Origin of the sequence: Bacillus sp. AFS031507 (assembly GCF_002584635.1) — a bacterium.
Lineage (GTDB): Bacteria > Bacillota > Bacilli > Bacillales > Cytobacillaceae > Neobacillus.
Genome location: NZ_NUOW01000025.1, coordinates 218,465 through 244,538, shown reverse-complemented (window position 1 = coordinate 244,538; position 26,074 = coordinate 218,465). Strand labels below are relative to the sequence as shown.

Below are 26,074 nucleotides of genomic sequence, written 5' to 3'. Positions count from 1 at the left end.
CCATTGCAAGTGAATAAAAGGCATCAAGTTTCTCCCTATTTAGTTTTCTTTATTGTTTACAATTCACAAGTTGGGATTGGTATATTAGGGTTCCAAAGAACGATTGCTGCAAAAGCAGGATATGATGCATGGATTGGTGTAATCTTGGCAGGGAGTTTAGTTCAACTATTCATATGGATGATGTATAAACTGCTCGATAAAGCAGATGGAGATATTGTTAATGTCCATTCAAAAGTGTTTGGGAATATTCTTGGTAATTTTTTTAGTTTCATCATTATGATTTATTACTGGTTGGCCAGTCTCTCGGTCTTGCTTGGTTTTATTGAGATTATTCAAGTATGGATGTTCCCTACATTACCCTCATGGATACTTTGTTCATTAATCTTAATTTTAGTTTATTATTGTGTGTCTGGAGGATTTCGGGCTGTTGTTGGTGTTTCTTTTTTGTCATTTATTTATCCACAAATCACCCTAATCGTCCTTTATATTTTTCCATTGAAGGCTGCTCATATTACCAATTTACTGCCAATCATGAATCATTCTTTTTTGGATATGCTGGATGCAGTCAAAAGTTCTATGTATACGTTAGCAGGAACAGAAACGTTACTCATGTTCTATCCATTTATAAGAGATCCAAAATCGTCAAAAAAGTTCGCTCATTTAGCTGTATTGTTTACTACCTTACTATATACGGTTTCTGCGCTTGTATCATTTATGTACTATAGTGAAAGACAATTAAAAGAAACCATTTGGCCAGAATTAACTTTAATAAAAATTATCCGGCTATCTTATTTAGAGCGCTTTGAATACCTATATATCTCCATGTATTTAATTATCGTTTCATCGTTGATCGCTCTTCTATTATGGTGTTCGACACGAGGTCTAAAGAGAATTTTTAAAAAGAAACAAAAGAACTTTTTAATCATTTTAAGCCTACTTAGTGTGGTTATATCTCAATTAATAAACGAACAATGGAAAGAAACACTGGATAAATACGTTACCCAAATGAATTTATGGATCTTTTATGGCTACATCCCAATCCTCCTAATAATTTTCACAATACTAAGAAGGAGAAAACAAAATGGCTAATCGAACCTTAATAGGAATATGGGTTACTATTTTCTTATTATCCGGTTGTTCTCTGATACCCACCAATATCGTTAATCAAATAAACATGATCCAGGGTGCAGGATATGATTGGGCCGGAAAGAATACGATAAAAGGAACCATTACCTATCCAATTTATAAGAAGGATCAGCCCTCTACCACTGAAGTCAAAATAAGCTTAGGTGAAACGAGTAAAGAAATTCGGAGCAACATAAATAATGAGTCACGGTATCCATTAGTCAGCGGTCAATTACGGGTTGCACTTTTTGGAAAATCACTAGCCAAAAAAGGAATTACTGATGTGGTTGACACCCTAAACCGTGACCCTGCCATTGGCAGTATTATTCAAATGGCTGTTGTCGATGGAGATGCCAGTGAGCTACTTAAAATGGAGAAATTCAAAACAGAAAATGTTTCGTTGTTTGTACAAGAATTGCTGGATCAAGCTATGAAATCAGATAATCTTCCTAAATCAAATTTACAAACATATGCATTTCAATTTAACCAAAATGGGCAGGATCCCTACTTGCCATTAATCAAACAGATAGAAGATAATATTAAAATTATTGGCCTGGCGATATTAAAAGATGATCGATATGTCTTTCCTATTTTTATGGAGGATGCATTCACATTTAAATGTTTAGTTGATAAATATATACAAGGCTTACAGCGTTTCACTTTAGAAAATGGTGAAATGGTCGTTCTAGATAATCTTCATTCAAAAGCACACTATCAAGTAAAAATAAAAAAAGGCCGACCGGAATTTACGATTAATCTTAAGTTGAAAACAAGGCTTCAAGAATTCACATCTCCAAAGAAAAAAAGGGTAGCATTGGATAAAAAAAAGATCCAAAAAGAAATTGCCGAGCAATTAGAAGAGCACTCATTAAAACTCATCAAAAAGTTTCAAAAACATGGCGTGGACCCTATAGGTTTAGGTGCAAAATATAGAGAACAGGATCGCGATTTTAATGAAAAAAAATGGAAGAGATTCTATCCAACAGCAAAAGTTCATGTACATGTAAAGGTGAATATCAAGCAAACTGGGACGGTAGATTAATTTATTAAAATGAACCAGATAATTTAATGGAATATGGTCAAAATAAAATCAGGGCTTGTAGCTCAAGTGGTAGAGCAACCTGTAGTCCCTCTTGTTGACTGCAGTGTGTCTTGTGGGTTCAAATCCCACCAAGCCCAAATATCTTTCAGCATTAGTAAAGGGACTGACAAAAGTGTCAGTCCCTTTTAAACATTTGTTATAGCGATTTTTATAGTAAGCCAAAATATCTCACGGTTTGTGTAATAATAAGTGGGACAAGGATCGCGATAACGGTCGGTATAAGGAAGGCAAGAAATGTCCATTTCTTACTCTTTGTTTCTTTATAAATATTAATCAAGGTCGTGCCGCATGGATAATGAAGAAGCGAAAATAACATCATATTCAATGCTGTAAGCCACGTCCAACCGTGATCAAGAAAGATTTTCTTCAAATCTACCATGCTATCAACTTCGGTTAAAGATCCTGTTGATAAATAACCCATCAATAGGATTGGAAGAACAATTTCGTTTGCTGGTAAACCTAAAATAAACGCCATCATGATGTAACCGTCAAGGCCAAGCATTTTTCCAAATGGGTCCAAAAACTCGACAGCATACATGAGAATACTTGTGTCACCAATGTAAATATTTGCGAACACCCAAGTTAAAATCGCTGCTGGAGCGGCAACTTTAACGGCGCGAACTAACACAGACCAGGACTTTGTTAAAGACGACCGAATCACGGTATCAAATATCTTCGGTTTACGGTAAGGCGGTAGTTCTAATGTGTAATGAGTTGGTACTCCTTTAAGGGCCGTTTTCGACAGAACCCAAGAAACAAAAAAGGTTACCAAAATACCAAATAAAACAATACCTACAACTACCCCTGTTGTAACAAGTGATGCTAGCCCCCCTGTAAAATTGGCAGCCATGAATAACGAAGCTAAAACAATTAATGTTCCCCATCGGCCATTACATGGAACAAAGTTGTTTGTAAGAATGGCCAGCATCCGCTCTCTTGGGGATTCGATAATCCTTGTTGAAATAACAGCTGCCGCATTACATCCAAACCCCATCGCCATTGTTAACGACTGCTTCCCATGGGCCCCAACCCTTTTAAACAGACGATCCATGTTAAATGCTACGCGAGGTAGATAACCATAATTTTCCAATAGTGCAAATGTTGGAAAAAAGATCGCCATCGGCGGGAGCATAACGCTAATCACCCATGTTGTTCCTCGGTATAAACCAAGAACAAGGACTCCGTGCAACCAATCGGGTGCATGCAGGTAGGTAAAAAATGATGTAATATACCCTTCTAAAAATCCGAAAAACTCAGCTATCATGGAGGATGGGATATTTGCTCCAGCGATTGTTAAATAAAATAGAACTCCTAACATAGCAATCATGATGGGAAAACCAAAAATTGGTGAGGTAAAAACCGCATCTAGTTTTTCGGTTCGAGTATCCCTCTTTGATTTGGTATAGGTGATTCCTTCGTCACATAATTTATGACTGCGGTCATAAAGATGTTGAACAATGTCATCTCTTAGCTTTGGTGTCGAAAGCTCCTGAGCTTCAGCATAAAGCTTTTGAATATTCATTCTCTATACCACCTCCTGCAACCAATCGGTTACTAATTTCATTCAGTAATGTTTCGTCTCCATCTAGCAATCTCAAAGAAACCCAACGAGCGGATAGTTGATCTCCAACAAATTCTCGTACTTTAGGTTCAATTTTTTTAATTTTGGCTTCGATTTCAGCAGGATACGTCACTTGAACCGGGTTGCATTCAATCACCCCTGTCACAATGCGATCAATCGTATCTAAGAGCATAGGAAATCCCTTTTTGTTCCTGGCAGAAATCTTGATGACGGGAACCCCTAACCGATTGGTCAACAATCGCTCATTAATCTGAATTCCTTGTTCTTCCGCAACATCAATTAAATTGATACAAATGATAACATTTGTTGTCATCTCTAATACCTGCAACGCTAGATTCAAATTCCGCTCTAATGAGGTCGCATCTAGTACCACAACTGTCACATCTGGTTTTTCAAAAACGATATAATTTCGCGCTACTTCTTCATCCGTTGAATTCGAGAATAGCGAATAGGTGCCAGGAAGGTCAATAAGATTAAACGTTTTATCTTTATGCTGAACAGTCCCTTGCGCAAGTGAAACGGTTTTCCCTGCCCAATTTCCGGTATGCTGTCTTAGGCCCGTTAAGGCATTAAACAAGGTGCTTTTACCCGTATTCGGATTTCCAGCTAAGGCAATTCGATATTCATTACTCATAAGACACCAGCTCCCCCTCTATTCTTGAACTTTCCTCTCTCCGGAGAGCAATCGTTGTTTGACTGACACGAAAGGCAATCGGGTCTCCCAACGGACTTTTACGCATGACCTCAACTAATGCACCTGCCACAAATCCTAAGTCTAATAATCTTCTTCTCATCACACCGTCCAGATTTAAAGAAGTAATTTTAATTAAATTGCCTTTTTCACCATTTACCAGTTTGATAATGTTAGGGTTATCCATCTCTCTTTCCCCTCCTTCAAAGTTTTTACCTTGTGCAACTTTTTATTAATTATATGTTTAATTTCCAAAATTGTCACCTTTTTTGTAAAAATAAATATTATCTGCGTGTTGGAAACTAGGATTTTATCAAAAATTTAACTAAAAAAGCCCTTATGGATATTTTCCATAAGGGTTTATTTGCCTTTTAATAGAGGTGTTTGTGGATAACCAACTGTATACTGCTGCCATTCCAGCGGCATGAGCATTTGATACTGTCGCTGGAGGAATCGGTCATCGATCAATACGATGGTTCCGTGGTCCTCCTCCGAGCGAATCAACCTTCCCCCTGCTTGCAGCACTTTATTCATGCCAGGATATACGTAGGCATAGTCATAACCGTTTTTGTCTTTTTGATAAAAATGTTCCTTAATGAGGTTCCGCTCAAAACAAAGTTGTGGCAATCCTACACCTACAACGACAACCCCATTTAAACGATCTCCGATTAAATCAACGCCCTCCGAAAAAATACCGCCGAGGACAGCGAAGCCCAGTAATGTTTCTGTTTGATTGGGTTTAAATGCCGCCAAGAAAGCTTCCCTTTCAGTTTCGGTCATCCCTGATGCTTGGATGATCGTATTGGTTTCTTGGTCTTGTTGCTTGAACTGGTCATAAACAGAAAGTAAATACTGATAGGATGGGAAAAAGATAAAGTAATTCCCAGGCCGGTTTTTAATCAAGGCTTGGATTGCAGATACAATTGAACTCTTTGTCTGTTCCCGGTCTCGGTAACGAGTAGATAATGGATTGATAAAGACATCGACTTGATCGCTTGAAAATGGTGAAGGGATGGATATTGCATAATCATCGTCCTGCCCACCAAGGATATCTTGATAATAGGATAAAGGAGACAATGTGGCCGAAAAGAATAGTTTTGACCGATAGCCCTTCCCCATTTGTTTAAGAAGCTTTGAAGGATCAATGCAAAAAAGCTTCACAAGTAAATCGTTTTTAATTTTTTCGGCATAAACGACATAATGTTCATCGAGCAACTCAGTAATTTTTAAAAAATTATTTACCACAAAGTATGCTTCCAAAAGAGTTTGTGACGTTTCTGTTTGAAGAACCTGTTCTGCGCTTTCTACAAATTGAATCAGTTGTTCAATTAATTCTTCATCCAAATGATCAATGTTGAATTCATATTTATCTATATTTTCTTTTTTGAGGGAAATAAACCAAGCATTTAGCTTGGTTGCAGACTCATATATTGCTTTATTGACACCCTTAAAATCCTTTTTCAATTGGAGAAATAATTCTTTGTTTAAGGTTGCTGAAAACATCTCACGCCCCCGGTCCACTAGATTATGTGCCTCATCAACTAGGAGTGCGGTTTGTTTTTTTTGCTCTTCAAACAGACGTTTTAGCGATACCCGCGGGTCGAAAATATAATTGTAGTCACAGATGATACAGTCCACTGTATAGGCAAGGTCAATCGAAAATTCAAATGGACAGACCGTATGTTTCCTTGCATATATTTCAATTACTTCACGGGTCATGCCAGTTTCATTTGTTAGAATATCATGAATCGCGACATTGATCCGATCATAATAGCCATTTGCAAATTCACAATAATCCTTTTGGCAAACAGTTTCCTCTTTAAAACAAACCTTGTCCTTGGCCGTAATGGTCAGCGTGTTCATACAAAGACCTGAAGAGCACATTTTTTTAAACGCCTCTTCGGCAGTTGTACGGGTAATCGTTTTAGCTGTAAGGTAGAAAACTCGATTCAGAAGCCCCTCCCCGATAGCCTTTACTGATGGAAAGAGTGTCGATATCGTCTTGCCGATTCCTGTTGGCGCTTTAGCGAACAGATTTTTTTCATCTGAAATCGTCTTATAAACCACTCCAGCTAATTTCCGCTGTCCCTCGCGATAGGAATCAAATGGGAAGGCTAGCTCTTTACAGCTTCCATTTCGTTTTTCCCGATGCTCGTGCAGCAGCTTAGCGTAAGGGGCATAGTCTTCAATTATCTTTCCAACAAATGCTTCAAGTTCTGAAATCGCGCACTTCTTTTTATAATATGTTTTCACTTCTGTTTCAACATGGACATAGGTAAGTTGGACAAAGATTTCCTCTAACACCTTGTCCTTGGCATACATATAGGCATACATCTTTGCCTGCGCCCAGTGCACAGGATACCCTCCATTTTGTATCTGCTCTGACATCTGGGAAAATGATTTGATTTCGTCGATGATCACTTCATCCCCACGAAACAATAACCCATCACACCTGCCATCAATAATGAAGGAAAGCTCTTCAAATGGGACTTCCGCACGGAAATACACTTCTTTTTGATCAGCTTCTTGATACGTTTTTTGAATCTTTTGATGAATCCTTGTCCCATCCAGAAGCGTCGATTGAGAGCGGAAACTTGAATCAATACTGCCGCTCTTGAAAACATGTTCAACGAGCGTTCTTACCGATATTTGAATAGCCTCTGACATTGGCCCACCAACTTACTAGAAAATCAATCATGAGAATATATGTTCGCTTCTTAAAGTATACCATATTTTCATAACCATCTGATAGCATCGACCGAAAGCCAATTCAAATAAAAAACAAGTAAGGACTAACCAGCCTCCTTACTTGTTCTTTTCTTGAAATGATTATGACCGAATCTGACCAGTGCCACGGACAATCGCTTTTGTCGTTGTGAGTGCACGTAGCCCCATTGGTCCACGAGCATGAAGCTTTTGTGTGCTTATTCCAATTTCTGCCCCATATCCAAACTGCTCACCATCTGTGAACCTAGTCGATGCATTATGGTATAACACGGCTGCATCAACTGCCTGAAAAAACAAACCAACATTTTCTGGATTTTCACTGATAATTGCCTCAGAATGTTTTGTTCCATATTGATCTATATGGTCAATTGCTTCCTTCACATCACTTACCAGTTTTACCGCCAAAATTGGTGCTAAAAATTCTGAGCACCAATCTTCTTCTGTTGCTTGTTTTACAAATGAAAAAGCAGAAGCTAATTCTTCATCTCCACGCAACTCCACCCCATGGTCATGAAGCGAACTTAATAATTCAGCTGCAAAAGGCCACTTTTTGTGAATAATTACGGTTTCGGCTGCATTACAAACAGATGGACGGTGCAATTTTGCATTAATTGCAATATCTATTGCCATCGTTTCATTTGCTGTTTCATCAATGAAAACATGACAGTTGCCTACACCCGTCTCCAAAACTGGAACCGTAGCGTTTTGGATCACTGATTGAATTAACCCCGCTCCGCCGCGTGGTATGAGAACATCTAGGTATTGATTCAATTTAAACATTTCTGAAGCTGTTTCACGGCTCGTGTCCTCCAATAGTTGAACGGCATCGACAGGTATAGCCGTTTCTGCAAGTGCCTTGCGCATTACATGGACAAGTGCCTTATTGGAATGAATGGCGGAAGAGCTCCCTCTTAAAAGAACTGCATTTCCAGCTTTTAAGCAAAGACTTCCCGCATCAACGGTAACATTGGGTCGTGCTTCATACACCATTCCAACCACCCCGAGAGGAACACGGATCATCTCTATTTGTAAACCATTCGGACGGTCCCATGCTTCGATTATTTCACCAATTGGATCCTTCAAATCAATTAACTGGCGAACTCCATCCACGATCTGCTCGATTCTTTCTTCTGTTAACATAAGTCGATCCAACAGTGAAGCGGAAAATCCATTTTCTTTTCCTGCTTCAATATCCTTGGCATTTTCAGTAATTAACCATTCTTTTCCTGTTAATAAATGGTCAGCCATCATCAATAACGCATTGTTTTTTTCTTCCGCTGACAGCATTCCCAATTGTTTAGCGGCTTTCTTTAATTTACTGGCTTTTTCTAACAACTCACTCATTCCGTTTCACTCCTTTGGCATTGTGACCCAATTGTCACGATGTATGACTTCTGCTTTTTTATTAATGGAATAATCCTTCGATTGTTCACTTGGCAAGCCTTTTACTTTTAGTAAATTCTTAGAAGAATAATAAATTTGGCCTTTCCCGACAATTTTACCTTTTTGATTCTGGACAACGACCACATCTAAGGCGTTAAACTCACCAATGACATTCGTGACACCCACTGGAAGTAAACTTTTACCCTGGAACACAACGGCCTTTTCCGCGCCATCATCAATTTCGATCACACCACCGACCTGAGAGTGGTAAGCAATCCATTGTTTTCTCATTTGCATTTGCGTCTGGAATGGTCCGCCGATATACGTCCCATCTCCCTTACCAGTTAAAATATCAACCAGTTTTTCTTTTCCAGCACCAGTGCCGACGAAGACACTGACACCAAGGGAAAGAGCTTTTTTTGAAGCTAGTAATTTTGATTTCATTCCACCTGTTCCAACAGAAGAACCACTTTCTCCGGCAACACCGAGGAGTTTTTCAGATATTTCAGGAATAAAATGATATTTTTTTGCCTCTTTCGATGATTTTGGATTGCCATCATATAAACCATTCACATCTGTTAAAATAATCAATGCATTCGCATGTAAAAACCCACTAACGAGCGCTGACAGCATATCATTGTCACCGAAAGTCAATTCCTCAATCGCAACCGAATCATTTTCATTAATGATCGGTAAAACACCTTTTTGAAGTAACTCATGAATGGTATTAAAGAGGTTATGAAACCGAACCTGGCTGTAAAAATCTTCACGAGTTAATAGGATTTGGGCTGGCACTATCGCAAACTCTTTAAATAATTGAATATAATTCTGCATCAACAGCCCTTGCCCAACAGCAGCGGCCGCTTGTTTCCCAGCAACTGTCTTTGGACGAGATGGATATCCAAGTGAGCCAAATCCTGCTGCAACTGCTCCGGATGAAATAAGGAGAACATCATGCCCCTGCTCTTTCAAAAAGGCAAGTGCTTCTACATGGTCTCGTATTTTCTCTTCAGAAATTGTTCCTGAGGCATTTGTGAGCGAGCTGCTCCCAATCTTTACAACCACCAGCTGTTTTTTCATCGCATTCCGAACCTTTCTTTTTGTAAAATAAAAAAACGACTCTTCTGTCCTAAAAAAAAAGGACGGAAAGTCGTTTCCGCGGTACCACCTTTATTGATGCCATGCACCCACTTTGAACCCGTAACGAGGGGTGACGGCTTATGTTTGCATAAGCAGCGTGTGAGGGCAGGTTCAGACTTTTTTCCGTGAGAAACCTTTCAGCCAACGGGTTTCACTCTCTATCACGTTCCAAAGATTTACTAATCCCAAACTGTTTTCGATTTATATTTCTTTGATTATCCTTAGAAATTGGATAAAAGTCAATAGAATATTTTAAATTATTGAAAAAAGAGCTAAATAGATTAGCTCTGTTAAATGAGTTTTTTATACCATTCCGCTGCTGCCTCAACTTCATCAAAGGTTAATTGATGTCCATTATGCTCCCAATGAAGATGGACCTTCGCCTGAGCCTGCTCCAACATCTTTTCGAGTTCGCCTGATTCCAATGGTGAACAAATAGGATCATTTGTTCCAGCACCAATAAAAACGGATGTTCCTGATAAATCAGGCAAAGAAATCCCTCTTAAAGGAACCATTGGATGATGGAGAATGGCTCCTTTTAAGGCATCTTGATAATGGAACAACAAACAGGCAGCAATATTTGCACCATTTGAATACCCAATCGCAATGACATTGTTTCGATCAAATTCATATTTTTTAGCTGCATCATCTAGAAATTCATATAATTCTTTTGTGCGAAAAATAAGATCCTCTTCATCAAAAATACCCTCCGCTAATCTTCGGAAAAAACGCGGCATCCCATTTTCAAGGACATTTCCACGCACACTTAGAAACGAAGCCTCCTCATCAATTTTCCCTGCTATAGGAATCAAATCTAATTCTGTTCCGCCTGTCCCATGCAGCAATAAAAATGTTGGTTTGCTTGCGTCTTTCCCTTTTTGAAAAATATGTTTCATCGTCGTCCGTCCCCTTCCTCAATTTAAAAAGTTTCCTTACAGTTATTGTTAGAAACTTGGCCATTTTCTAATCGTCCTAAAATGTTCATCACTTTTTTAAATATCTCGAATACGAGATAATAGTAATACTAAATGATTTTTCCGTCAAATTTTTTGAAACCTTCCGATAAATAATAAAAAATCACCCACTCAATGCTTACGTAATTACAACTTTTAACAAAATGCCAAGTGTGATTCCTAGAAACATTGAGGAAAGTGTTCCCAGCAGAAAATATTCTGCCCAGTCCCTGTCATCCATTTGTTTAAACCGGGCAATCGATTTGGCAGTGACAATAAATCCTATTGCTGGATAGGCACTATAAAACGTAAGCAATAAAACTAGTAATCTCTCAATATAGCCGATTAATTTGCCACGCGAAAGTTCATGCTTACTAAATATAGTATAATTGTATACCTCGGTTAATCCGTTTTTACCCTTATGTACAAACGCTGCTTCATTTCGTTCATTTTTAAATGTATATTTCCCCTCAAAGGTTAATAGCTGGTTGGGTAAAGAGCCTAGGAGAATTTTGATCATATGCCCGCTTACACTTGTTGCTAAGATGACAATGATGACTATAAATAGGACAGAATCAATAAAATTCAGGTCCGCTTGCTTCTGAAAAAAACGTTCAATTTTAAAATCAAAACACAACTCACATGCTAAAATAATTACTCCTAGATGCAGTAACTGATCTAGAACGAAGAAACCTAACCGCTTCATGTTTTCTTCGTTAGTCAATTTTATATTTTCAAACAGTTTAATCTTTAAAAAATCCACCAAAAGATGCGTCAGCACGATAACAATCAAGGGGATTAATAGGTTTATAAGGACATTCTCAACATTGAACTGGAAAATCCAGAAACTGATTAGGACAAGTGCAGTCATGAAAAAATGGTGAACGATATGCTTTCGTAAATTCTTTCGTTTTTCAATGACCATGTCATCTGTTTGTAAATAAAAATCAGCAATTAAGTGTGCAATAACTAGACAGAAAAATAACATGGTTTCTCCTCTCTCTATGTTGGAATCTAAGAATCAATGAATGTATTCATTCTTCCCTTCAAATCATTCCGGATGCTTTTAGTTAATTTTTCATTTATCTGTTGTGGATTGTTTGTACATTCAGGGTAGGCCTTTTCCTGTAATGAATGCAGTATACTAATAATTTTTGAAAAAGTATCTAGGATTTCTTCACTATTTCCCTTTTTAAAATGGCTCGATATTGTAGGAGCCGTTCTCCCTAGAAGCTTTCCAATCGCCTTTTGCTGATTTAAAATAAGGTAGAGTGAACATACGAGCTCCTGAATTTCCGTTTGACTCCTAATAAATTTTAGCTGCAAATTTAATAACGTATTCATCATTGTCTCAAATTCATTTCTGAACTGGTGATATGGTAACGAGTAATTCATATCACTTGGGTAAAACTGGTCCAGTTCAAACTTAAATAGCGTTCTGTTCTTTTCTTGTTTTATTAAATCATTTGCATATCTAGCCTGTTTGACTAATGGATGGATCCATTTTTCAAGATCTACTTCCTTTAATTCCTTTTCAATATCACCAAATGCCAAGCCAAAATAAGGCATATGATCCTTGTATCTCCATATCCTGCTTACAAAAAATGCAATCGTATAAGCGGTCGAATAACCAGGTCCAACAAAAATAATTTCATCTCCAGCACGATGCTTTATTTGAATAGGACCAATATTCTTTGTCCAACAAGTAATCCTGTCGACTAACTCATCCAAATAAACGGTGAGTTCCTCCCCCATTTTTTCTGATGAGGAATTGCTTACATCCAGTATAAAAATTGATATAGGATAATTCATTTTTTATCCCCTTTAACCAAATTAATTAGATTATATAATCTAATTTTAATTAAATTAGGTTATTTTGTCAAACTATAAACAAATTAGATCATTTAGTGAAATTATCATTCTGGTTATTTAAAAGTGGAGGGACTCCCCTCCACTCAAACTTACATTACAACTACTCCCGAGCCTGAAACTGTCCCATAAAATACTCACATACCTTCTCTGAATTGAGTCTAGCTGCAATATAAGGCGGTTGTACACCTTTTGCCGCCTCAACCGGTAAACCTAACCACAAAAGCTGCTCATCAATCATAATAAATGGAAACGACAGGCTTTCGTGCAACAATTGATTTGGTTGCAACTCCGCCCAAGGCTCTCCTGAAAAGACAGTTAATTTTACAGAATGACTCCTATTTTTCAGCTGATCCTTCCATTGTGCGGAAAGAAATGTTTGTTCTGGTAAAGAAATAATGATCGATGATCTAGCAGAATCAATGTCTCTGAATACTTTCTCTAACTTAAGTGCATGGATCCATTGTAATCTTGGGTGCTGATCCTTTATCCATTTTCCAATATCTTTTGTCCCGATAGTTTGCTGATTTCTTTCTTGATGTTCTACAAGCTGACGCATTGTTTTACGATTATAGACATGCTTCCGGATAAAAGATTGATTGCTGACATGAATGAACTTGCCCTTCGTTCTTGTGATCGCAACATTGATTAACCGTTCACTATCCTTGCCAGTTAGAAGCATCCCAGCCCGTGTTTGTGGCTCACTGTCAACGGTGTCAAAAACCATGACATCACGCTCACTGCCTTGGAATCTGTGTACGGTCGCAGCAATAATATCGGCTGCTAAGAGTTCTTGTTCATATAAATCTGATAGAATCAGCTCCATTAAATTGGCTTGAGCGCGGTATGGTGTGGCATATCCAATTGATCTTGACCCAGCCTGGTAGGATTCATGGATTAATTGAAAAGACAATAATACCTGCCACAAATTCAACCGTGAATTTGACCCCTTTTCTGTCATGCAATGTGCCCCGAGATGACTTGTATCAAGAAGTACCGCTGCCATTCCTGGAAAAGGCGCAAGGTCGACGATTCTTTTTCTACTTTTTAGAACACTTTCATGATCCCCCACAAGCGAATGATAAATAGTCTGATTCGTAAACGCAGAAATATCCGGGTGCATTCTCCGTTGCTCTTTTAATAAAAATAAGTGCGGATGAAGCATCCCATTCTTTACCCAATCGACAACGCCTGCCCGGTGGAAGATGTCCTCTTTTAGCCACATCGTGACTAACGGATCTCGAGAAGAGGCAATTGGTGGTAATTGTTTAAAATCGCCACAAATAATGACACGCTTTCCTAGTGAAGCAGCGAATGCCGCCTGAGGAACATAAGCCATGCTTGCCTCATCAAGGATTACAATCTCAAATTCTTTTTCATAGATGGCTGCATCTCCCGCTGCCTTAGCCAATGTTGTCCCGACAATAAACGCTTCCTTGATAAATTCAAGTTCCTTTTGGCGAATCTTTTCGAGGACCCTGGCAATCTTGGTCTCAAGCTCTAGCAATTGATTTGTATCCCTTTTGCTAAAAGAACGGGCGATATCCTGTTTTAGTTTCCGTCTTTCCTCTATTAACATTTCTTTCTCTTCCGCAAGCTGAGGGTCTTCTTTCTGAAGGAGCTGGCTTGTTGTAACCGTTTCATGATGTACGAGCTGCTCTCCAGTATTGAAGCCATAGCGGAGAACATCCCCTTCACGGAACCGGTCTTTCTTTTTAATAAAGGTCGATATCTCATTAATTAAAACATCTACCGCTTGGTTACTGTGCGATAAAATCAACACTTTTTTTTCCTGAAAATACTTATTAGCAGCTACCCGAGCCAAGGTGTAGGTTTTACCTGTTCCAGGTGGGCCCCAAACGAAGGTAACTGGGTTGTATTTGGAACGTAAAACTAACTCATGAACATTGCTTTTACTTTTTTCAACCGGATGCTTAGCAGGCATCGAAGGGTCCATCAACCGTTTCACTCTGATTCGTTTTTGCTTATTTTTTTTCATCTCATCGAGACGTTCAATGAGCTGGTCTAGCAGCTCCCAAGGATCGTGAAAAAGCTGCGCTTCAGGGATTAAATCTCCGAAAGATTGCTCCAAGGAGAGCATCACTCCTTTACCTTCTGAAGAAAGGACTCGTCCACTCAGTTTCAAGCTTCCCCATTCAAGTCGAACCTGAGACCCAATCGGTATACGGATAGAAATAGCGGTATCAAAGTAGTATGTATAGGAACCTTCCGTTGAAAGCAACCTGCCATTTGAAACTTGAAATTTATTACTGCCAAATTTTTTTAAATGGAATATTTCATTTTGAAGAGCCTGCTGCCACTCTTTAATAAAATTTATCACTTTCATAAAAATAATCCCTTCTATATGCATAATCCCTACATATCTTAAATAAAAAAGACCATTGCGTTGCTTCCGAATATTATACATTAAATATATATGGAGGGATATTTCTTATGAGTAATTTTGATTTTCTACAAATAAGCCGGAATTTTAAGAGTTATTATCAAACCCTACGGGATGTCCATTATTATCTAACGAATGATTCTGATTTAAGTGAGGAGGAATTGCAAGCCGTTTCTAAGGTATTGAGTAAATTAATTTATGGATTTATTCGTATTAAAGGAACATCTTTTAGAGAAATGGACCGCGAACAGTTCGAACAAGAATTTAATCTATTTCATCAGGATTTTCTAAAAGTCATCCAAACTAGCGGTGAAAATTATGTGGACTTTGATCAATTCACTGCTCTAATAGATGAAATAATTGGAATCGCTGTTAAGAGGACAAATGCACTTGGAAAAATTATAAGAGTAAAACAACAACCTTTAATCGAAGATGACGAAATGCTTGAAGTAACTGAGGATGAAGCGCAATTAAGTAATGAAAATGAGGACGTTGTTGCCGATGAAGAAGTGGTGGTTGAGGTGATCGAAGTAATGGATGAAATTAAAGAGGAAGTATCTGAAGTTAGAACTCTTAATTCTGAATTAAAAACTTTTAATACTGAATTAAAAACTTTTAATAATGAATTAAAAAGTTTTAGTACTGATGATGGAACTCTAAGTACTGATGATGAAACTCTAAGTACTGACGTTAAAACTTTTAGTACTGATGTTGAGACTCTGAGTACTGAGGTTGAGGCTGTCCAAGATGAAACTGGAAATGCTAAGAACAAAAAGCCGCAACAGGAGATTGAAGTGGTAATAGCTGATGTAGTTAAGGAGGTTAAAGTGGCGGCTGTGATGCCTAAAAAAGTGAAAAATAATTTTGTGGATGCTGCCCCAGTTGTTAATACCTTTACCGATTATGAAAGTAGTGACGATTTCCGGTTTCGACCTAGAAGGAGAAAAAATAGATAACCTCTGAAAAAAAGAACCCATGAAATTTACATTTGTAAATACATGGGTTCTTTTTTTATTTTCATCTAATTTTCTGAAGTGACTCAGTAAGTGTTTTGATCAGGTAGGTTAAATCTACTTGCTTAATCGTTAATGGCGGTGCCAGTGTTAATACATTGTTATATCCTGCTACTGTTGCGCCATTTTTTCCGATGAAAATTCCTTCCTGCTTACAATTGACGATAACCTGATTGACAAGGTCATTCTCCAATGGTTCCTTGGTCCGCTTATCCTTTACTAATTCAATTCCGATCAATAACCCTTTTCCACGGACATCGCCAACATGGGGATGGTCTTGTAAAAGATTCTTTAAATCATTTAAGAGTTGCTCCCCTAAATCACGGGAACGATCAAATAATTTTTCATTTTCCATAATTTCAAGATTTTTTAAAGCGAGCGCACAAGCAGCTGGATTTCCTCCAAACGTATTGACATGGCGGAAGTAATCATACTCCTCTGTGCCTTTAAATGCTTCGTAAATGTCTTTACGGACAGCTGTAGCGGAAAGGGGCAGGTACGCACTGGTAATCCCTTTTGCCATCGTTATGATGTCTGGCTTCACGCCATAGTTCATAAACCCGAATGGCTTTCCTGTACGGCCGAAGCCACAAATGACTTCATCGACAATGAGCAGTGCCCCGTGTTTTTCACATACCTCTTTTGCCGCTTTCATATAGCCATCGGGCGGAATGAGGACACCACCTCCGGTAATAATCGGTTCCATAATCATTGCCGCAATTGTTTCACTTAACTCCCATGTCATGGTCCGGTCAATTTCTTTGACGGAAGACAATTCCTTCGGATCTCCTACATTCGTATCATCCCGGTAGGAATCCGGTGGTGAGACATGAATAAAACCTGGTGCAAGCGGTTCGTACTTGTATTTTCTTTGCGCTTGCCCGGTGGCAGCCAAGGCCCCCATAGAATTCCCGTGATACGCTCGATAGCGGGAGACAATTTTGTAACGATTTTGTTCACCCTTTTGCTGATGGTACTGTCTTACTATTTTAAAGGCGGTTTCGTTTGCCTCGGAGCCGCTGTTTGAGAAAAAGATGACATATTCATCTCCTAACATCTGATTCAGCTTTTCTGCTAGTTTAATTGCTGGAACATGGCTTTGAGAAAGTGGAAAATAGGCCATTTCCTTCAGTTGTTCATAGGCCGCTTCGGCAAGCTCGGTCCTGCCATAACCGACGTTCACACACCAAAGGCCTGCCATCGCATCTAAGTAACGTTTCCCGTCGGCATCAGTCACCCATGACCCTTCAGCCTTGGCTGCAACGATTGTAGCTTTAGGGTTATAAGGCTTCATTGAGTGCCAAACATATTTATCATCCTGTTCCAATAAAGTTTCCTGAGGACGACTTGTTTGAACCATCGTGCTTCCCTCCATTTCAAAATATTGGTGCCTGACACCAAAAGTAATTTTGCCACTTGCTTAACCGTCAAAACGAGATGTAATCATTTTTTTGCGCGTATAGAAATTTAAGCCGTCTTTCCCGTTTACATGCATGTCACCATAGAAGGAATCCTTCCAGCCCGAAAATGGGAAGAATGCCATTGTTGCCGGTACGCCAACATTAATACCAAGCATACCTGCTTCTGCTTCTTCACGGAATTGACGGATCGCTTTCGCATTGTTCGTATAGATGGTTGCGCCGTTGCCATACCTGGACTTTCGAATATATTCCAACCCTTCGTCTAAATCATTGGCACGAAGGAGACTTAATACCGGGGCAAAGAGTTCCTCCTTGGCAATTGTCATTTCAGGTGTGACGTGATCAAAAATAGTAGGTCCCAAGAAATTTCCTTCTGGGAGCTCATCCATTTCTCTGCGTCCATCCCTAATCAAATCAGCGCCTTCCGCAAGGCCTTTTTCAATATAGCCAAGTACTTTTTCACGGTGTTCCCTCCGGATAATCGGTGTTAATAACACTTCATCATCCATTCCGTTACCAATGATTAGTTCATCTGCCTTTTTCTTTAATGCGGCTACAAACGGCTCATTATCACCGACAACAACAACTGCACTGCAGGCCATACAACGTTGTCCCGCACTTCCAAACGTAGAAGTTATCACATGTTGGACAGCCTTATCCATATCTGCATCAGGCATGACAATATGATGATTTTTAGCTCCAGATAGGGCTTGAACTCTCTTTCCTTCTGCAGCAGCTCGCTGATAAACATACTTTGCAACAGGTTGTGAGCCAACAAATGAAATGGCCGCAATGTCCATATGCTCGAGTAAGCCATTGACAACATCATGAGCACCGTGGACCACATTTAACACGCCTTTTGGTGCACCAGCTTCCATGAACAACTCTGCTAATCTATTAGCTAATATTGGTGTGCGTTCAGATGGCTTTAGCACAAACGTATTACCACAAGCGATCGCTAGCGGGAACATCCATAGCGGGACCATCATCGGGAAGTTAAAGGGTGTAATCCCGCCGACAATCCCTACAGGGTAACGGAACATTTCGGAATCAATATCTTCAGCAATACCTGATAACGTTTCTCCCATCATTAACGTTGGAGCGCCTGATGCAAATTCAACACACTCAATCCCGCGCTGGACCTCACCGTAAGCTTCTTTGTATGCCTTTCCATTTTCTAGCACAATTAATCTTGCTAATTCTTTATGGTTTTCAGTTAACAGATGGTGGTATTTAAAAAGAATTCTGGCTCTTTTTGGAACCGGGACATTCTTCCACTCCTTAAATGCAGCCTTAGCCGCTGCCACTGCTAGATTTACATCCTCTTTCGTTGACACAGGCACCTTTGTTAACAGCTCATTCGTAGCAGGATTGGGTACATCTAGTGTTTGGACGCTGTTCGAGTTCACCCATTCACCGTTAATGAAATTTTTTAAAATGGCCGTATCTTTTTTTGTTACACTCATATATCTAACCTCCTAAATTTTTTATATATAGTGTTTGAATTTTCTACCTTGATAGCCTTATAATCTCATTATCTCGTATCTAAACCACGCTTTCATTAGACGAACTGTTAATTGAGGCGAACCAATTCTTTGACGATTTGAATAGTCAATTGGACATTTATTCTGTTTTTCTGAAACTGGTATTGCTTGTATTTTGTTGGGAAGCTGATAAGTAATCTTGGACAAGTAGCATGAATTCGATAGCTACTCGTTTTTCATGTTCCATAAAGTCTTCTCCCAGAATGTTTTCAAGCTTTTGTAGGCGATGGTACAGTGTTTGCCTGACAATAAAAAGCTTGCTTGCGGCTTCTTGTTTTGATCCATTACATTCTAAATAGACCTTTAATGTCTCTAGTAGCTTGCCATTATATTTTTGATCATATTGAATAACAGGCTGTAAATACTCTGCTGCAATCTCTTTTAGGTTAACGTGTTTACTCATTTGTGAAATAAGACGATATAAATGCAGATCCTCATAAAAATAATAGGTCGCTTTATTGGTCATCTTTTGTTGTATTCGCTGAGTTTCCTTCGCTGTGAGATAACTTTTATGTACTTCATTTAAATTTCCAATAAAATTTCCTACCGCAATCAAGATTTTTGCTGAGCACTGTTTTCTAATAAACTCTGATTCGGTAATGGATTCAATTGCCTTCTTAATCCGTTCCTTTACATTCTTTTTCGTCCGATTATTTACAAGAATGAATGTAAGCTCATTCCTTTTTTCAACAGGAAACACAGTGAAGCCATTCTGTTCAAATATCGAGCGAAATAATAACTTTAAATAAGTAACATCTTGGGTTATTTTTTCTTTTAGAGGAATAAGCTTTGTGATTAAGACAACTGCTTCATTCGTTTTTGTTTTAATCCCGTTCAGGGTAAAATATTCACTAATGCTTTCGAGTGAATGTTCACCCTCAAGCCAGCCGTAAAGCCACTCAAACTCCTCGACACGCTTTTTTTCTTCAACATACATTTCCCTTAATAAATGCTGGGCCAGTGCTGTTGCGGTACGATCCAAAATCAATAAATCGTATTCACTGATAGGGATATCCTCTGAACAAATAAATAACTCTGCATATTCTTGTCCAAACAAGAATATAGGGGCAGACGCTATATGATCACATGGGTGTATTTTGGTCCCTTCAAGCTGGGTCATTAGTTTTTTTTGTTCAGTTTGACTAATTTCCGGGACAAATTCATAGTCCAGATTCTTTAAGCGGAAAATAATTTGTAAGTCCAATGCAGAAAAAATGCATTGAAGAATATCACCATAACTCTCCATCGTTAGAAGTCGTTTATTTAAGCTTTGCGAGTAATGCTCTAAATCTGAAATCTTCTGGTATTGCTGGTTAATAATGATTGAGTGGATGTCTTGAGTAATTTTCACAAACGGAACTTCCTGTGTAAAAATAATAATCGGAAATTGATGTTCATTAGCAATATCTATGACTTCCGCTGGGATGGCTGTCATGTATGTCCCCATTTCAATACATAAACCAGCTGCATTGTTTTCAAGAAATTCCATTATCATCGAAACAAATAAATCGGTATTATCTTTCCAGGCAACACCTGTTGCTAGAATAAGTTCATCTCCATTAAGAAGATTTCGAATACTGGTGACCTCGACGATATGAACCCATTTGACGAATCGATGAATACCGTCTTCCCCAGCGATAACCCGTGCATTTTCAAAATGCTTTCGATTTAAAATATCTGCCACCGTTAATTGAAAATGTTCTTTCATCATTTGGCTCTCCTCGCAAAAGTGAAAACAGATTGAATAGGTGAAAAAGGATTGGTCCTACAACCAATCCTTTCAATATATATCTAGAGTATTATCGGGAAGTTTACTTTTATTTCACTAAGCATTGACTCAAATTCATTTCGATCTAGAAAGTCTTCAGACTGCCAATTTTCCATGATCCAGGCCACTAATTCTTTAGGAGAGTTGAAGTACTCACCGCTAGAATCAGATTTTCGTATCGTATAACGTCCATTGTCTTCATCTATTGTGACTACACAAGGGTACGCATTATCCTTTGATCTTAAATAGAATTCCAAACTTCCCACCCCTATTATTATCTTTTAACACTTAGCACCTCACGAACTTGTGTGATTCTGCTTCAATAAAAGACTAGTAAAATATTTTCGTGCATTTGCTGTTCCAATCAAAAGTGTTTCAAATACATTTCCTTTGGGATGTAAAAATTCCACAGTAGCCCCATTTAAATGTTCTTTAACACCATTTATGCGATAGCCCTTCTGAATAAGGAAATCAATTTTGTCTCTTTCATCTAGAAATTGCTGATAATCTGACATCAAATCTCCCCCTTTTATTTTTTGGTGCCTTGATGAAGCGTGAAATAGTGGGAATATCTGCACTTAATGTCGCCCAAAAACCCATATTACTAAAAATAACAACTAAAAAGGCTGAAAAAGCAGCGCCGCCGGTTACAGGGGACTCGACCCAACTCCAGACCTCTCTGCCCGCAGCTGTTGCCTGACAAATTCAACAAACGGTCAACAACAATTAATCAAGTAATTGCTCAGCAAATCTGAGCAATTGCAGATAGGAGTAGTTCGATTAGTGTTTAAGTGAAGCTAAGATAATTAGCTAGATAGATAGTGTTTCACTTTGGTTTACTAGTGTATTTTTATTATATTTTGCCCTCTTCAAATATTGGCCAGAACCCGGTTTTCCAACAAATTGCTTGTCGCGAACAACAAATTCCCCACGTGACAACACCGAAACCGGCTCGCCGGTTACCTTCATACCTTCAAACGCATTGTAATCAACAGCCATATGATGTGTTTCGGCCGAAATCACACGTTCGATATTCGGATCAAAGATAACAAGGTCTGCATCTGCACCGATGGTGATTGTCCCTTTTTTCGGGAATAAGCCAAAAAGCTTTGCGCTGCGGGTTGAGGTAATATCAACAAATTGATTCAGACTAATCCGTCCCTTTTTGACCCCCTCAGAGAATAATACCGACAAACGATCTTCAATAATTGGACCGCCGTTTGGTATTTTAGTAAAATCATCTCTTCCTAAATCCTTTTGCCCTTTAAAATCAAAGGAACATTGGTCAGAACCAATCGTTTGCAATTGACCACTCTTCAAAGCATTCCAAAGAACATCCTGATTCCACTTCTCTCTTAATGGCGGTGACCAAACATATTTAGCCCCTTCAAAATTAGGCTTTTCTAAATAGTCTTGATCAAGGACTAAATATTGAGGACAGGTTTCTCCCCAGACATCAAAGCCCTTGCTTCGGGCTATCGCTATTTGTTCCACTGCATCTGCACAAGAGACATGTACGACGTATAGCTGTGAATTGGCAAGTCCCGTGAATTTTGCTGCACGCCCTGTAGCTTCGCCCTCTAATTCCTGCGGTCTCGTTAGTGCGTGATAAATCGGGGCCGTTTTCCCTTCATCAAGGGCTTTTTTCGTTAAGTAATCAATGACATCCCCATTTTCTGCATGGACCATGACCAAGGCTCCGTGTTCTTTTGCAGAGATAAGTGTCTTGAACAATGTTTCATCATCCGCTTGAAATACATTTTTGTAAGCCATAAATACCTTAAAAGAGGTAATTCCTTCTTCAGTAATAACTTGAGGGAGCTCACTGAGAACATTCTCGTTGATTTCTGAGATCATTAAGTGGAAACCATAATCAATTACAGCTTTTTCTCCTGATTTATCATGCCATGTTTGAATCGCATTTTTCAGCGGCTCCCCCTTATTGGTTAAGCAAAAATCAATAACCGTTGTCGTTCCGCCAAAGGCAGCAGCAATGGTCCCTGATTCGAAATCATCCTTTGTCACCGTTCCACCAAATGGCATATCGAGATGGGTGTGTGGATCGATCCCTCCAGGAAAAACAAAACAGCCTTTCGCATCGATTATTTCCGCGCCAGTCGCTGATAGATTTGTCCCGATTTGTGATATTTTACCATCTTCAATTAATATTTCTGCTTGGTATGTGTCTGTAGCCGTGACAATGGTTCCGTTTTTGATAATTTTTTTCATCAATAATTCCCTCCAAATCTTCTACTTGGTTAGATCTGCTTTACATTCTACAACTCCACTTAAGGCAGCCTGTCGTTCATTCCAAGTCATCGGCGGCAGTTCTCTTGCTGCTTCGACCATATCAATCGCCCCGTCTACAGGACATACGATCGAACATAAATTACAACCGACACAATCCTCTTCCCTCACTTTGAGGAAGCTCTTTCCATTTGCGTCCGTCAACATATCGATACATTGATGCGAGGTATCTTCGCAGGCAATATGACACTTATTGCAATTGATACAGACATCGGTATTGATTTTTGCGACGATATTGTAATTTAAATCCAAGTTGCCCCAATCCGAGTATTTAGGGACGGATTTTCCGATGATTTCAGTCACAGAGGCAATTCCTTTACTATCTAGATAATTGCTGAGTCCTTCAATCATATCTTCAACGATTCGGAACCCATGGTGCATGGCGGCAGTACAAATTTGAACGCCAGCGGCTCCCATCAACATAAATTCAACGGCATCCCTCCAATTGGAAATACCGCCAATCCCCGAAATTGGCACGTTAATATGCGGATGTCTTGCACATTCAGCGACCATGTTTAAGGCAATCGGCTTAACTGCAGGTCCGCAATAGCCGCCGTGTGCACCCTTTCCGGCCACATGTGGAATCGTATTCCATGAATCGAGATCAACACCCATGAGACTGTTAATCGTATTGATCATACTGATCGCGTCCGCACCGCCATTGCAGGCAGCTTCTGCGGTCGCCGTAATATCAGTGATATTTGGCGTTAATTTTACAATCACAGGTGTCTTTGCAACTTCTTTCACCCAAAAGGTCTGACGCTCAACAAGTGCAGGGACCTGGCCCGAAGCCGAACCCATGCCGCGCTCTGCCATCCCGTGGGGACAGCCAAAATTCAACTCAAGTCCATCAACACCGACATCCTCCACACGTTTAACGATTTCATGCCACTTTTCCTGCTTTGGTTCCACCATTAACGAAGCAATGATCGCATGGTTAGGAAATCGCTTTTTGGTTTCATAGATTTCTTTTAAATTGACATCTAAAGGTCGGTCGGTGATTAGTTCAATATTATTGAAACCGGCCACCCTTTGTCCGTTAAAACTAATTGCAGCAAACCTTGATGATACATTCAAAATAGGATCACCCAATGTTTTCCAGACTGCCCCGCCCCAACCAGCATCAAAGGCTCTCTGTACCTGATAGCCAGAGTTGGTAGGAGGTGCTGATGCCAGCCAGAACGGGTTAGGAGATTTTATCCCTGCAAGATTAATACGTAAATCAGCCATCTATTTTTCTCCCCTTTTTATCAAATAAGAAGTTATTTTGCCGTTCCGACAACAGAATATTGTTTATGAATGGCATAGGCCACATCTTTTCCCTGTTGCGCAGCGGTTACGACCATGGCGTCCCCATTCCCTTTACCAAACACAACATCTCCGCATCCAAACACTTTGGGATTAGAGGTTTGGAACGTTTCTTGATTTACCTTGACAACCCCGCCATCATGGCTAAGATCGAACCCTTCAATTAACTTCAGGTGTCTGGTTTGACCGATTGCTTTTACCACAGCATCGACAGGAAGTACATATTCGGAACCCTCGATTGTTACAGGTCTGCGCCGTCCATCTTTTTCTGGATCCCCAAGTTTCATTTTGATACACTCTATTCCGGTTACCTTCCCGGTTTCATCACCGATAATCCTTTTTGGTGCTGTTAACCAGCGGAATTCCACACCGTCTTGTTTGGCAAAATCATATTCAAATTCATAGGCCGTCATTTCTTCTTCCGTTCTCCGGTATAAGATTTTGACGTTTTCAGCTCCTAACCGAACGGAACAAGTCGCACCATCAATCGCGGTATTCCCAGCACCAATTACGACAACCCGTTTTCCAACAAACTCTTCGGATAACTGGCCACTTTTTGTTGCCTTGACAAATTCAATCGCATCAAATACACCCGCTAAGTTTTCGCCTTCAACACCCAGGTTTGGAACATGTGCCATACCTACTGCTAATACTATATAATCAAAATTTTCAGTAATTTCTTCCGCTGAAATATCCTTGCCGACTATTGTGTTCGTTTTAATGGTTACATTCAATTTTTCAACCTGCTCTACTTCCCAGAAGGAAATTCTTTGAGGTAAACGGAAAGAGACAATTCCATACGTATTTAAGCCGCCTGCTTTCTCGGCCCCCTCAAATATTGTAACCTCGTATCCCAATCTCGCCAGTTCCCTTGCCGCCGATAGTCCAGCCGGACCACCGCCGATGACAGCAACTGTTCGTCCATTCGCTTGGCCTGGTCGAAAAAGTACTTGCTCATTTGTCATTGCCCAATCCGTAGCATATCTTTGTAGATTGCCTATCATAATCGGCTTGGTTGAATGATTTAGGACGCAAGCACCTTCACATAGTTCATCGGTTGGACAAACCCTAGAACAGCTTGCACCAACTGGATTTGAAGACATGATTGTTTTAGCGGAACCTAGTAAGTTTCCTGAGGCAATTTTTTTAATAAAGGTTGGAATATCAATACCTGTCGGGCAGGCCTTTATACATGGAGCATCATAGCAATAGAGGCACCGATTGGATTCTTCAACAGCTTCTTGGTTTGTCAGTCCCTGCTCCACCTCTAGAAAGTTCTTTTCAAGATTGGATAAGGATATACGCAGCATTTTTTCATTCGCCAAAGAGAAGCCCTCCTTCTTATATGAATGGTTTATGGCCAATACATATGGAATAAATAAATTATTTAAGTGCTGATCTTTAAAATGTAAGCGCTTTAATAAACTGATATTACCAAAAAGGGACCAACTCCTTTAGTCAATTATCTATTTCGCAGAAAATTCTGCATCTTATTATTATTTTACAGACTGGTTTTAGACATTTCACCTAACAATCTGTAAATTGATGCAAGCATTTATTTATTCATTATGTAAAAAGAAAATAGTTTACTATGAATTTTAACCCTAGGGGAGTATTGTTGTTAGATGGAAATTGGAAATGATATGGAATATTGTAAATAGTTTTATCAGAGGGCAGATTTCTTGTCCACTTTTCTGAATCCTTTTTCAATTTAACACAATAATACCAAAAATATTG

General features: G+C 39.2%; 21 protein-coding genes, 1 tRNA gene and 1 pseudogene. 4 read left to right on the top strand and 19 right to left on the bottom strand.

Annotation, left to right across the window (positions count from 1 at the left end):
• The first annotated feature begins 9 nt into the window (after nucleotides 1–9).
• From COE25_RS22515 to COE25_RS22505, 3 genes are all read left to right on the top strand, one after another.
• Nucleotides 10–1,089 carry a GerAB/ArcD/ProY family transporter gene (locus COE25_RS22515; protein ID WP_257208932.1) on the top strand — a complete coding sequence of 360 codons (1,080 nt, stop codon included), beginning with the start codon at nucleotides 10–12 and terminating at the stop codon, nucleotides 1,087–1,089.
• Nucleotides 1,082–2,167, top strand: coding sequence for a Ger(x)C family spore germination protein (locus tag COE25_RS22510; RefSeq protein WP_098934207.1), 1,086 nt, complete (start codon nucleotides 1,082–1,084; stop codon nucleotides 2,165–2,167). The genes COE25_RS22515 and COE25_RS22510 overlap by 8 nt, the downstream gene beginning before the upstream one ends.
• A gap of 51 nt (nucleotides 2,168–2,218) precedes the next feature.
• Nucleotides 2,219–2,304, top strand: a tRNA-OTHER gene (locus COE25_RS22505).
• Nucleotides 2,305–2,375: 71 nt separating this feature from the next.
• Here the strand turns inward: COE25_RS22505 and COE25_RS22500 are convergent.
• The 10 genes from COE25_RS22500 to COE25_RS22455 form a co-directional block, all read right to left on the bottom strand.
• On the bottom strand, nucleotides 2,376–3,749 hold the full coding sequence (locus tag COE25_RS22500) for a nucleoside recognition domain-containing protein (RefSeq protein WP_098934206.1): 1,374 nt from the start codon (nucleotides 3,747–3,749) through the stop codon (nucleotides 2,376–2,378).
• Nucleotides 3,724–4,443, bottom strand: a complete 720-nt coding sequence (locus COE25_RS22495; protein WP_098934205.1) for a FeoB small GTPase domain-containing protein — start codon at nucleotides 4,441–4,443, stop codon at nucleotides 3,724–3,726. The genes COE25_RS22500 and COE25_RS22495 overlap by 26 nt, the downstream gene beginning before the upstream one ends.
• Complete coding sequence (locus COE25_RS22490; RefSeq protein ID WP_088087862.1) at nucleotides 4,436–4,687, bottom strand: FeoA family protein; 252 nt, start codon at nucleotides 4,685–4,687, stop codon at nucleotides 4,436–4,438. Before COE25_RS22490 ends, COE25_RS22495 begins: the two co-directional genes overlap by 8 nt.
• A 173-nt stretch (nucleotides 4,688–4,860) precedes the next feature.
• The gene (locus COE25_RS22485; protein ID WP_098934204.1) at nucleotides 4,861–7,167 is read right to left on the bottom strand and encodes an ATP-dependent DNA helicase; all 2,307 of its coding nucleotides are present in this window, start codon (nucleotides 7,165–7,167) and stop codon (nucleotides 4,861–4,863) included.
• A 162-nt stretch (nucleotides 7,168–7,329) separates the two neighbouring features.
• On the bottom strand, nucleotides 7,330–8,571 hold the full coding sequence (locus COE25_RS22480; RefSeq protein WP_098934203.1) for a glutamate-5-semialdehyde dehydrogenase: 1,242 nt from the start codon (nucleotides 8,569–8,571) through the stop codon (nucleotides 7,330–7,332).
• A gap of 6 nt (nucleotides 8,572–8,577) precedes the next feature.
• Nucleotides 8,578–9,690 (bottom strand): glutamate 5-kinase, encoded by a 1,113-nt coding sequence (proB, locus tag COE25_RS22475; RefSeq protein WP_088090457.1) that lies wholly within the window; start codon nucleotides 9,688–9,690, stop codon nucleotides 8,578–8,580.
• 350 nt (nucleotides 9,691–10,040) lie between these two features.
• The gene (locus COE25_RS22470) at nucleotides 10,041–10,646 is read right to left on the bottom strand and encodes an alpha/beta hydrolase (protein ID WP_098934202.1); all 606 of its coding nucleotides are present in this window, start codon (nucleotides 10,644–10,646) and stop codon (nucleotides 10,041–10,043) included.
• Between the two features lie 196 nt (nucleotides 10,647–10,842).
• Entirely contained in the window at nucleotides 10,843–11,691 is an 849-nt protein-coding gene (locus COE25_RS22465) for a DUF3307 domain-containing protein (RefSeq protein WP_098934201.1), read from the bottom strand.
• 26 nt (nucleotides 11,692–11,717) lie between these two features.
• On the bottom strand, nucleotides 11,718–12,515 hold the full coding sequence (locus COE25_RS22460) for a hypothetical protein (protein WP_098934200.1): 798 nt from the start codon (nucleotides 12,513–12,515) through the stop codon (nucleotides 11,718–11,720).
• Between the two features lie 160 nt (nucleotides 12,516–12,675).
• Nucleotides 12,676–14,919, bottom strand: a complete 2,244-nt coding sequence (locus COE25_RS22455) for an AAA domain-containing protein (protein ID WP_098934199.1) — start codon at nucleotides 14,917–14,919, stop codon at nucleotides 12,676–12,678.
• 107 nt (nucleotides 14,920–15,026) lie between these two features.
• Between COE25_RS22455 and COE25_RS22450 the strand changes: the two genes are divergently transcribed.
• The gene (locus COE25_RS22450; RefSeq protein WP_098934198.1) at nucleotides 15,027–15,932 is read left to right on the top strand and encodes a hypothetical protein; all 906 of its coding nucleotides are present in this window, start codon (nucleotides 15,027–15,029) and stop codon (nucleotides 15,930–15,932) included.
• 61 nt (nucleotides 15,933–15,993) lie between these two features.
• Here the strand turns inward: COE25_RS22450 and COE25_RS22445 are convergent, their stop codons facing one another.
• From COE25_RS22445 to COE25_RS22405, 9 genes and pseudogenes are all read right to left on the bottom strand, one after another.
• Nucleotides 15,994–17,349 (bottom strand): aspartate aminotransferase family protein, encoded by a 1,356-nt coding sequence (locus COE25_RS22445; RefSeq protein WP_098934197.1) that lies wholly within the window; start codon nucleotides 17,347–17,349, stop codon nucleotides 15,994–15,996.
• A 60-nt stretch (nucleotides 17,350–17,409) separates the two neighbouring features.
• A complete protein-coding gene (locus COE25_RS22440; protein WP_088087876.1) occupies nucleotides 17,410–18,876 on the bottom strand; it encodes a CoA-acylating methylmalonate-semialdehyde dehydrogenase in 1,467 nt (488 codons plus the stop codon).
• A 157-nt stretch (nucleotides 18,877–19,033) separates the two neighbouring features.
• Entirely contained in the window at nucleotides 19,034–20,662 is a 1,629-nt protein-coding gene (locus COE25_RS22435; protein WP_098934196.1) for a PucR family transcriptional regulator, read from the bottom strand.
• 83 nt (nucleotides 20,663–20,745) lie between these two features.
• Nucleotides 20,746–20,988, bottom strand: a complete 243-nt coding sequence (locus COE25_RS22430) for a hypothetical protein (protein ID WP_373408501.1) — start codon at nucleotides 20,986–20,988, stop codon at nucleotides 20,746–20,748.
• Nucleotides 20,989–21,018: 30 nt separating this feature from the next.
• Complete coding sequence (locus COE25_RS22425; RefSeq protein ID WP_088087879.1) at nucleotides 21,019–21,237, bottom strand: hypothetical protein; 219 nt, start codon at nucleotides 21,235–21,237, stop codon at nucleotides 21,019–21,021.
• A 1-nt stretch (nucleotide 21,238) separates the two neighbouring features.
• A pseudogene (locus COE25_RS31775) lies at nucleotides 21,239–21,418 on the bottom strand (nitrate reductase); the annotation flags it as partial.
• Nucleotides 21,419–21,532: 114 nt separating this feature from the next.
• Nucleotides 21,533–22,951, bottom strand: a complete 1,419-nt coding sequence (gene hydA, locus COE25_RS22415; protein WP_098934195.1) for a dihydropyrimidinase — start codon at nucleotides 22,949–22,951, stop codon at nucleotides 21,533–21,535.
• 21 nt (nucleotides 22,952–22,972) lie between these two features.
• Nucleotides 22,973–24,259, bottom strand: coding sequence for an NAD-dependent dihydropyrimidine dehydrogenase subunit PreA (gene preA / locus COE25_RS22410; RefSeq protein ID WP_088087881.1), 1,287 nt, complete (start codon nucleotides 24,257–24,259; stop codon nucleotides 22,973–22,975).
• A 32-nt stretch (nucleotides 24,260–24,291) separates the two neighbouring features.
• A complete protein-coding gene (locus tag COE25_RS22405; protein ID WP_098934304.1) occupies nucleotides 24,292–25,647 on the bottom strand; it encodes an NAD(P)-dependent oxidoreductase in 1,356 nt (451 codons plus the stop codon).
• Nucleotides 25,648–26,074: the final 427 nt, after the last annotated feature.

Excerpts from the sequence above, each read along its gene's own strand:
- COE25_RS22510 (WP_098934207.1), top strand. The coding sequence starts at position 1,082 with ATGGCTAATCGAACCTTAATAGGAATATGGGTTACTATTTTCTTATTA.
- COE25_RS22500 (WP_098934206.1), bottom strand. The coding sequence starts at position 3,749 with ATGAATATTCAAAAGCTTTATGCTGAAGCTCAGGAGCTTTCGACACCA.
- COE25_RS22495 (WP_098934205.1), bottom strand. The coding sequence starts at position 4,443 with ATGAGTAATGAATATCGAATTGCCTTAGCTGGAAATCCGAATACGGGT.
- COE25_RS22490 (WP_088087862.1), bottom strand. The coding sequence starts at position 4,687 with ATGGATAACCCTAACATTATCAAACTGGTAAATGGTGAAAAAGGCAAT.
- COE25_RS22485 (WP_098934204.1), bottom strand. The coding sequence starts at position 7,167 with ATGTCAGAGGCTATTCAAATATCGGTAAGAACGCTCGTTGAACATGTT.
- COE25_RS22480 (WP_098934203.1), bottom strand. The coding sequence starts at position 8,571 with ATGAGTGAGTTGTTAGAAAAAGCCAGTAAATTAAAGAAAGCCGCTAAA.
- proB (WP_088090457.1), bottom strand. The coding sequence starts at position 9,690 with ATGAAAAAACAGCTGGTGGTTGTAAAGATTGGGAGCAGCTCGCTCACA.
- COE25_RS22470 (WP_098934202.1), bottom strand. The coding sequence starts at position 10,646 with ATGAAACATATTTTTCAAAAAGGGAAAGACGCAAGCAAACCAACATTT.
- COE25_RS22465 (WP_098934201.1), bottom strand. The coding sequence starts at position 11,691 with ATGTTATTTTTCTGTCTAGTTATTGCACACTTAATTGCTGATTTTTAT.
- COE25_RS22460 (WP_098934200.1), bottom strand. The coding sequence starts at position 12,515 with ATGAATTATCCTATATCAATTTTTATACTGGATGTAAGCAATTCCTCA.
- COE25_RS22455 (WP_098934199.1), bottom strand. The coding sequence starts at position 14,919 with ATGAAAGTGATAAATTTTATTAAAGAGTGGCAGCAGGCTCTTCAAAAT.
- COE25_RS22450 (WP_098934198.1), top strand. The coding sequence starts at position 15,027 with ATGAGTAATTTTGATTTTCTACAAATAAGCCGGAATTTTAAGAGTTAT.
- COE25_RS22445 (WP_098934197.1), bottom strand. The coding sequence starts at position 17,349 with ATGGTTCAAACAAGTCGTCCTCAGGAAACTTTATTGGAACAGGATGAT.
- COE25_RS22440 (WP_088087876.1), bottom strand. The coding sequence starts at position 18,876 with ATGAGTGTAACAAAAAAAGATACGGCCATTTTAAAAAATTTCATTAAC.
- COE25_RS22435 (WP_098934196.1), bottom strand. The coding sequence starts at position 20,662 with ATGAAAGAACATTTTCAATTAACGGTGGCAGATATTTTAAATCGAAAG.
- COE25_RS22425 (WP_088087879.1), bottom strand. The coding sequence starts at position 21,237 with ATGTCAGATTATCAGCAATTTCTAGATGAAAGAGACAAAATTGATTTC.
- hydA (WP_098934195.1), bottom strand. The coding sequence starts at position 22,951 with ATGAAAAAAATTATCAAAAACGGAACCATTGTCACGGCTACAGACACA.
- preA (WP_088087881.1), bottom strand. The coding sequence starts at position 24,259 with ATGGCTGATTTACGTATTAATCTTGCAGGGATAAAATCTCCTAACCCG.
- COE25_RS22405 (WP_098934304.1), bottom strand. The coding sequence starts at position 25,647 with ATGCTGCGTATATCCTTATCCAATCTTGAAAAGAACTTTCTAGAGGTG.